This is a genomic window from Pseudoalteromonas porphyrae, from assembly GCF_001298125.1.
Classification (GTDB): Bacteria; Pseudomonadota; Gammaproteobacteria; order Enterobacterales; family Alteromonadaceae; genus Pseudoalteromonas; species Pseudoalteromonas neustonica.
The window spans coordinates 1-679 of record NZ_LHPH01000080.1 but is presented as its reverse complement, the minus strand read 5'-3'; the positions used below and the strand labels follow the sequence as shown (position 1 = coordinate 679).

The 679-nt window shown below is 61.4% G+C and carries 1 protein-coding gene; it reads left to right on the top strand.

The genetic code is table 11. The features are described 5' to 3' along the window. Nucleotides 1-679 (top strand): cbb3-type cytochrome c oxidase subunit I (locus tag ADS77_RS21255; RefSeq protein WP_200909668.1); only part of this gene is annotated, 679 nt, incomplete at both ends.

Genomic DNA, 679 nt, shown 5'->3' with positions numbered 1-679 from the left:
GGGCAAATTCCACTGGCCCGAGTTGCTGGCTGATAGTGAATGGCTGACTTTCGGCCGGGTTCGCCCCATGCACCTCAACGCAGTTGCCTATGGTTGGGCATCCATGGCCGGTGTCGGGGTGGCAATCTTCCTGATACCGCGACTGTTCAAGACGGCATTAGTAGGCGGACGATTCGCCTTATCGGGGGCCGTGCTCTGGAACCTCGGCATGATGCTCGGCCTGGTGGCGATCAGTCTGGGACTCTCCGACGGAGAGGAGTGGCTCGAGTTTCCCTGGCAGGTCGACATCCTGTTCGTGATCGGCGGTGGCCTGTGTGCCATTCCGCTGTTGCTGACGGCCGCCAACCGACGGGTATCACATCTCTACGTCACCAGCTGGTACCTGCTGGCCGCGCTGGTGTGGTTCCCCATCCTCTTCCTGCTGGCCAACCTGCCCGTGGTGTTCCCCGGGGCCTCGGGAGCCACCGTCAACTGGTGGTTCGCCCATAACGTCCTGGGACTTTGGGTGACCCCCATCGGGGTCGGTATCGCCTACTACATGATTCCCAAGATTCTCGGCCGCCCGATCATCTCCTATCAGCTCTCCCTGATAGGTTTCTGGTCACTGGCACTCTTCTACAGCCAGGTGGGGATTCACCACCTGGTAGGTGGCCCCGTACCCACCTGGCTGGTCACGCTC